This is a genomic window from Mesorhizobium sp. M2C.T.Ca.TU.002.02.1.1 (genome assembly GCF_003997225.1).
Genome location: NZ_RZTO01000301.1, coordinates 1 through 6,601 on the forward strand (window position 1 = coordinate 1; position 6,601 = coordinate 6,601).

A 6,601-nucleotide genomic window follows, 5' to 3' on the forward strand; every position below is an offset into this window, starting at 1 on the left:
CCCTGAAGGCCCTTGTTTTGAAGCTGTTGCGGACGGACGGCTACGGTGAAGTCGCCGAGCCCAACCGCCGGTAACCGCTTTTTCCAACAGGTCAAAATTCCACGTGAATTTTGTTTCGCGCCGTGCCAGATTGACCGCGAGCGGGAGGGGAGAACACTTCCTGCCTGGCGTCGCCAGCCTGCCGGAGAACCGGGCTGGCAGGCGGTGCAAAACGGAAAAATAACCGACAGGGTGTGGATCACATGAAACGTATCGTTCTCGGCCTTCTGGCCGCAACCGCAATGGTTCTTCCGGCTTTCGCCGCGGATGTGCAGCCGGCCATCCTCTACGATCTGGGCGGCAAGTTCGACAAATCCTTCAACGAGGCCGCCTATAACGGCGCCGAGAAGTTCAAGAAGGAAACCGGCGTCGCCTATGTCGAGTTCGAAGTCTCCAACGCCTCGCAGCGCGAGCAGGCGCTGCGCCGCTTCGCCGAGGACGGCCGCAACCCGATCGTCATGGCTGGCTTTGCCTGGGAGGACGCGCTGAAGGCGGTCGCGAAAGATTATCCAGACCTGAATTTCGCCATCATCGACGATGCCGTCGACCTGCCCAATGTCCGCTCGCTGGTGTTCAAGGAGAATGAAGGCTCCTATCTCGTCGGCATCCTGGCGGCGATGGCGTCGAAGTCGAAGAAGGTCGGCTTCATCGGCGGCATGGACATCCCGCTGATCCGCAAGTTCGAATGCGGCTATGTCGGCGGCGCCAAGTCGGCCGGCGCGACCGACGTCATCCAGAACATGACCGGCGACACGCCGGCCGCCTGGAACGACCCGGCCAAGGGCGGCGAGATCGCCAAGACGCAGATCGACCAGGGCGCTGACGTGGTCTACGCGGCGGCTGGCGGCACCGGCGTCGGCGTGCTGCAGGCGGCTGCGGATGCAGGCAAGCTCGGCATCGGCGTGGACTCCAACCAGAATGGCCTGCAGCCGGGCAAGGTGCTGACCTCGATGATGAAGCGCGTCGACGTCGCCGTCTACAACACCTTCATGGACGGCAAGAACGGCACCTTCAAGGGCGGCCTCGAGAATCTCGGCCTCAAGGAAGGCGGCGTCGACTATGCCATGGACGACAACAACAAGGCGCTGGTGACCGATGAGATGAAGGCGGCCGTCGAAAAGGCCAAGGCCGACATCATCTCCGGCAAGGTCCAGGTGCACGACTACACCGCCGACAACAATTGCCCGTATTGATCGGCAGCTGAACCAAGTTTTGGACCGCCGGGCCAACGCCCGGCGGTTTCGTTTTGGAGACGGGCATGATGCGACCGACAATCGAAGCCATGGCAGAAGGCGACGTCGAAGCGATCGCGGGGCTTCGGCTCGAGGCCTTCTTCGAGGGCACGGGCCGGACACTCGAGGAGGACGTGGCCGGGCTGCGCGGCCTGATCGCCGGCGACGGCTTCGAGGCGGCTTTCGTTGCCCGCGAGCGTGGCCGGCCGATCGGGAGCTGCCTGCTCGTTCGCGACGAGATCAGTTCGCCGCACGACCTGACGCCATGGCTGGCCGGGCTGGTCGTCGAGGAAGCCTACCGCGGCGGCGGAATCGGCACGGCGCTGGTCAAGACCGTCGAGGCTCATGCCGCGTCGGCCGGCATCGGCATGCTCTACCTCTACACCTGGCAGGCGCGCGGCTTCTACGAAGCGCTCGGATGGACGGCGGTAGAGACCTTCGAGCAGGACGGCGAGCCGATGCTTCTGATGTCGAGAAAACTATAGCGTTCCGGCGAGATAGCCGAGCGCAAAGGCGGCCACCAGGGCAAGCGCGATGACGAAGCCCAGCCTCCCGCCAAGCGAATGCAGGCCGATGCCATAGGGCTTGCGCTCGAGCCGGTGGATCATCGGCGGCGGTGCTTCCGTCCCCGGGGCGGCAACGCCACCCAGCCGCGTCTGCATCTGCGGCAATTCGGCAAGGCGTTGCGTGACCTGCTCCCAGCGATTGTCGCGCGACTCGGGTCCTACGGGATCGAAGGCGCGCAAGCGTTCGGCCAGCCGCAGCACCGTGTCGCGAAAGGCGGGATCGATCTCGAGGTCGCGCTCGGCGCGGGCGCGTTCCCTGTCGTTCATCAGGCCAAAGACATAGTCGCCGGCCCTGGCGACACGGTCGCTTTCACTAGGCATGGCCGTCTTTCCCCATGGCGCCTCACCAATGCGGCGGCTTGGTCACCGGAACATCGGGAGCGGTCTGCTCCTCCAGCTCCAGGAACCGGTCCGTCAGGGCGGCGAGCTTGCGCTCCATGCGCTCGATAACCTTCCACTGCTCGGCGATCTGGCCGGACAGTTCCTCGATGGTCTTTTCCTGCTCGGCGGCGCGGATTTCCAGCGTCGTCAGCCGATCGTCAGGCATAGCCATGCAAAACCCACCGTTGCGAATATCAAGCTCCCAGCTAAGCAGATATTCGTGGGTTGCCCCACGAATATCTGCTTAGCTCTGTTAGTTTCGCAGGTTCTGATCGCAAAACCGTGGGACACTTTTGCGGAACCTGCTCAGGTTCGAAATTGACAAGGGCGCGGGGATTTGTCGAGAGTGAACGGCCGATTGGCATAAGCGGGGCATCATGCTAGGCATTTTGACCAAGCGATAAAAAAATAACGAGTGGGACAGGCTGCATGGCGCAAGCCGCAATCGAGCTCATAGGCATCAACAAGAGTTTTGGCGCCGTGCGCGCCAACCGCGACATCAACCTGGAAGTCGCGCGCGGCACCATCCACGGCATTGTCGGCGAGAACGGCGCCGGCAAGTCGACGCTGATGTCGATCCTCTACGGCTTCTACCAGGCCGACAGCGGCGAAATCCGCGTCGGCGGCAAGCCGGTGTCGATCAGCACCTCCAACGATGCCATCGCGCTCGGCATCGGCATGGTGCACCAGCATTTCATGCTGGTCGACAATTTCACGGTGCTGGAAAATGTCATCCTCGGCGCCGAAAACGATGCGCTGCTGAAGAGCAGCATCGCCAAGGCGCGCTCGGAGCTCGACCGGCTGGAGCGCGAATACGGCCTCGAGGTCGATCCCGACGCCGTCATCGAAGAGCTGCCGGTCGGCCTGCAGCAGCGCGTCGAAATCCTCAAGGCGCTCTACCGCGGCGCCGAGATCCTGATCCTCGACGAGCCGACGGGCGTCTTGACGCCGGCCGAGGCCGACCACCTCTTCCGCATCCTCAAGCAATTGAAGGATCAAGGAAAAACGATCGTGCTCATCACGCACAAGCTGCGCGAGATCATGGCGATCACCGATACGGTCTCGGTGATGCGCCAGGGCACGATGGTGGCGACCCGGGTGACGAAGGAAACCACGGTCGGCGAACTGGCCGAACTGATGGTCGGCAGGCGCGTGCTGCTTCGGGTCGAGAAGGGCCAGTCGGAGGCCGGCGCGGTAAAACTCTCGGTCAAGAACCTGACGGTGAAGGACTCGCGTGGCGTCACCATGGTCGACAATGTCTCCTTCGACGTGCGCGGCGGCGAGATCGTCGGCATAGCCGGCGTCGCCGGCAATGGCCAGTCCGAACTGCTGGAGGCGATCTCCGGCATCCGGCATGCGGTCTCCGGCGAAGTAATGCTGGAAGGCAAGCCGATCGATCTCACCGGCAAGGCCGATCCCGGCGAATTGCGCGACCGCGGGCTCGCCCATGTGCCCGAGGACCGCCACCATGTCGGGCTGGTGCTCGCCTTCGAGGAGAACGAGAATTCGATTCTCGGCTATCACGACGACGAGCGCTATCTGAAGGGACCGTTCCTCGACGTCGACGCCATCATGGCCGACGCGAAGGACAAGATCGAGAAATACGACATCCGTCCCGGCAATCCGCGGCTGAAGACGGCCAATTTCTCCGGCGGCAACCAGCAGAAGATCGTGCTGGCCAGGGAGATGGAGCAGGATCCGGGCGTGCTGATCGTCGGCCAGCCGACGCGCGGCGTCGATGTCGGCGCCATCGAATTCATCCACAAGCGGCTGATTGCCATGCGCGACCAGGGCAAGGCGGTGCTGGTGGTCTCGGTCGAGCTCGACGAGATCCGCTCGCTCTCCGACCGCATCCTGGTGATGTTCGCCGGCCGTGTCGTCGGCGAGCGCGGGCCGGAGGCGACCGAAGGCGAGCTTGGCCTGCTGATGGCAGGCGTCGAGCACCAGGAGGCCGCCGAATGAGCACGCCCTACGCCAAACTGCCGGCCTGGGCCGATTATGGGCTGATCCCGTTGATCAACCTGTCGGTGGCCTTCATCGTCGCCGGCTTCGTCGTCATGCTGGTCGGCGAAAACCCGTTTCGCGCCGCCGTCATCCTGGTCGAGGGCGCCTTCGGCAAGGGCACGGGCATCGCCTTCACCCTGTTCTACGCCACGACCTTCATCTTCACCGGGCTGTCGGTGGCGGTGGCGGCGCATTGCAGCCTGTTCAACATCGGCACCGAGGGCCAAGCCTATATAGGCGGCCTCGGCATCGCGCTCGTCTGCCTGAGCCTCGACAGCGTGATGCCCTGGTGGGTGATCTTTCCGATCGCGATCGTGGCCGCGGCGGCGTTCGGCGCGCTTTGGGGCCTGATCCCGGCCTATCTACAGGCCAAGCGCGGCTCGCATATCGTCATCACCACCATCATGTTCAACTTCATCGCCGCCTCGGTGATGGTCTATCTGCTGGTCGGTCCGCTGAAGCCGGCCGGCTCGCAGGCGCCGCAGACGCGCAATTTCCTCGCCGGCGCCGAACTGCCGAAGCTCAATTGGATCATCGAATTGTTCGGCGCCAAGATCCGGTCCGCACCACTCAACATCTGCTTCCTCCTGGCGCTGGTCATGGCCTTCCTGGTCTGGCTTTTGATCTGGCGCACCAGGCTCGGCTACGAGATGCGCACCTATGGTCACAGCCCGAAGGCGGCGCGCTACGCCGGCATTTCGGAAACCCGTATCATCATCACCGCGATGATGATCTCCGGCGCGCTGGCCGGCATGATGGCGCTCAATCCGGTGATGGGCGACCAGCACAATGTCGCGATCGATTTCGTCTCGGGCGCCGGCTATGTCGGCATCGCGGTCGCGCTGATGGGCCGGCTGCATCCGGTCGGCATCGTGCTGGCGGCGATCCTGTTCGGCATGCTCTACCAGGGGGGCGCCGAGCTTGCCTTCGAGATGCCGGCGATCAGCCGCGACATGATCGTCATCATCCAGGGCCTGGTCATCCTGTTTGCCGGTGCGCTGGAGCATATGTTCAGGCCCTATATCCAGGCGCTGTTCGCCTCGGTCAGTCCGAAATCGGTCGGCATGCAGGCGGTGAACGGGAAGGGGGCCTGAGATGGACACGTTCAACGCCATCATCCAGGTGCTGGATTCAACCATCCGCCTTTCGGTGCCGCTGCTGCTCGCCTGCCTGGCGGGGCTCTATTCGGAGCGGGCCGGCATCTTCGACATCGGGCTGGAAGGCAAGATGCTGGTCGGCGCCTTTGCCGGCGCTTCGGCCGCCGCCGTCTTCCATTCGGCGCTGATCGGCCTCGGCACGGCGGTGCTGATCTCGGTCGCCTTCGCCCTGGTGCACGGCTTCGCCTCGATCACGCATCGCGGCAACCAGATCGTCTCCGGCGTGGCGATCAACTTCGTCGCCGCCGGATCGACCATCATCCTCGGCCAGGCCTGGTTCAGCCAAGGCGGACGCACGCCGGCGCTGCAGCCGGGCGAACGCTTCGCTGCGATCACCTGGCCCGGCGCCGACGCGATCAAGGATGTGCCGATCATCGGCCCGATCTATGCCGAGCTGATCTCCGGCCATTCGATCCTGGTCTATTTCGCCTTCGCCATGGTGCCGTTCACCTGGTGGGTGCTGTTTCGCACCCGTTTTGGCCTCAGGATGCGGGCGGTCGGCGAAAATCCGGCCGCCGTCGACACCGCCGGCATCTCGGTCGCCTGGCTGCGCTATCGCGCGCTGATCTGCACCGGCATCCTCACGGGGGTCGCCGGCGCCTATCTCTCCATGGTGCAGAATGGCGGCTTCGTGAAGGACATGACGGCGGGCAAGGGCTATATCGCGCTGGCAGCGCTGATCTTCGCCAAGTGGAAGCCGGTCAACGCCATGTTCGCCTGCCTTTTGTTCGGCTTCCTCGATGCCGCGGCGATCCGCCTGCAGGGCTCGCCGCTGCCGATCATCGGCAAGGTGCCGGTGCAGTTCATGCAGGCGCTGCCCTATGTGCTCACCGTCATCCTGCTTGCCGGCTTCATCGGCAAGGCCATCCCGCCGCGCGCCGGCGGCGTGCCCTATGTGAAGGAACGCTGAGCCGGAATTTTCGTCCGGCGGCGACCGGCATTTGAACAAGATCGTGGGAGAGAAGAACCGGATGTCGCATGATCTGTTCGAGGCGGCGAAGACGGCGATGGCCAAGGCCTATGCGCCTTATTCGAAGTTCCCGGTGGGTGCCGCGCTGCGCACCGAGGACGGGCGCGTCTTCACCGGCGCCAATATCGAGGTGGCGTCTTATCCGGAAGGCTGGTGCGCCGAGACGACGGCGCTCGGCCACTACATCATGGGCGGCGGCGGCAAGATCGTCGAGATCGCGGTGATCGCCGAACGCATGGCCAAATGCTCGCC

The 6,601-nt window shown here is 64.1% G+C and carries 9 protein-coding genes; 6 read left to right on the forward strand and 3 right to left on the reverse strand.

Annotated features, from left to right (window positions below; genetic code table 11):
- Nucleotides 1-242 (reverse strand): hypothetical protein (locus EOD07_RS38135; protein ID WP_206519486.1); only part of this gene is annotated, 242 nt, incomplete at its 3' end.
- Between EOD07_RS38135 and EOD07_RS17220 the strand changes: the two genes are divergently transcribed.
- Nucleotides 243-1,232 carry a BMP family ABC transporter substrate-binding protein gene (locus EOD07_RS17220; RefSeq protein WP_040990191.1) on the forward strand — a complete coding sequence of 330 codons (990 nt, stop codon included), beginning with the start codon at nt 243-245 and terminating at the stop codon, nt 1,230-1,232.
- A 65-nt stretch (nt 1,233-1,297) separates the two neighbouring features.
- Nucleotides 1,298-1,756 (forward strand): GNAT family N-acetyltransferase, encoded by a 459-nt coding sequence (locus EOD07_RS17225; RefSeq protein ID WP_245470190.1) that lies wholly within the window; start codon nt 1,298-1,300, stop codon nt 1,754-1,756.
- On the opposite strand, the gene EOD07_RS17230 is transcribed toward EOD07_RS17225, so the two are convergent.
- Together EOD07_RS17230 and EOD07_RS17235 are read right to left on the reverse strand one after the other, a co-directional pair.
- Nucleotides 1,751-2,158 carry a hypothetical protein gene (locus EOD07_RS17230; protein WP_127236322.1) on the reverse strand — a complete coding sequence of 136 codons (408 nt, stop codon included), beginning with the start codon at nt 2,156-2,158 and terminating at the stop codon, nt 1,751-1,753. The genes EOD07_RS17225 and EOD07_RS17230 overlap by 6 nt on opposite strands.
- 22 nt (nt 2,159-2,180) lie before the next feature.
- The gene (locus EOD07_RS17235; protein ID WP_040990189.1) at nt 2,181-2,390 is read right to left on the reverse strand and encodes a SlyX family protein; all 210 of its coding nucleotides are present in this window, start codon (nt 2,388-2,390) and stop codon (nt 2,181-2,183) included.
- Between the two features lie 257 nt (nt 2,391-2,647).
- On the opposite strand from EOD07_RS17235, the gene EOD07_RS17240 reads away from it, so the two are divergent.
- From EOD07_RS17240 to EOD07_RS17255, 4 genes are all read left to right on the forward strand, one after another.
- Nucleotides 2,648-4,180 (forward strand): ABC transporter ATP-binding protein, encoded by a 1,533-nt coding sequence (locus EOD07_RS17240; protein WP_040990188.1) that lies wholly within the window; start codon nt 2,648-2,650, stop codon nt 4,178-4,180.
- Nucleotides 4,177-5,316: an ABC transporter permease gene (locus EOD07_RS17245; protein WP_071070211.1), complete on the forward strand. Its 1,140-nt coding sequence runs from the start codon at nt 4,177-4,179 to the stop codon at nt 5,314-5,316. Before EOD07_RS17240 ends, EOD07_RS17245 begins: the two co-directional genes overlap by 4 nt.
- Before the next feature lies 1 nt (nt 5,317).
- Nucleotides 5,318-6,289: an ABC transporter permease gene (locus tag EOD07_RS17250; protein ID WP_040990186.1), complete on the forward strand. Its 972-nt coding sequence runs from the start codon at nt 5,318-5,320 to the stop codon at nt 6,287-6,289.
- A gap of 61 nt (nt 6,290-6,350) precedes the next feature.
- A partial coding sequence (locus EOD07_RS17255) for a cytidine deaminase (RefSeq protein ID WP_127236324.1) occupies nt 6,351-6,601 on the forward strand: 251 nt, incomplete at its 3' end.

Excerpts from the sequence above, each read along its gene's own strand:
- EOD07_RS17250 (WP_040990186.1), top strand. The coding sequence starts at position 5,318 with ATGGACACGTTCAACGCCATCATCCAGGTGCTGGATTCAACCATCCGC.
- EOD07_RS17220 (WP_040990191.1), top strand. The coding sequence starts at position 243 with ATGAAACGTATCGTTCTCGGCCTTCTGGCCGCAACCGCAATGGTTCTT.
- EOD07_RS17245 (WP_071070211.1), top strand. The coding sequence starts at position 4,177 with ATGAGCACGCCCTACGCCAAACTGCCGGCCTGGGCCGATTATGGGCTG.
- EOD07_RS17230 (WP_127236322.1), bottom strand. The coding sequence starts at position 2,158 with ATGCCTAGTGAAAGCGACCGTGTCGCCAGGGCCGGCGACTATGTCTTT.
- EOD07_RS17225 (WP_245470190.1), top strand. The coding sequence starts at position 1,298 with ATGATGCGACCGACAATCGAAGCCATGGCAGAAGGCGACGTCGAAGCG.
- EOD07_RS17235 (WP_040990189.1), bottom strand. The coding sequence starts at position 2,390 with ATGGCTATGCCTGACGATCGGCTGACGACGCTGGAAATCCGCGCCGCC.
- EOD07_RS17240 (WP_040990188.1), top strand. The coding sequence starts at position 2,648 with ATGGCGCAAGCCGCAATCGAGCTCATAGGCATCAACAAGAGTTTTGGC.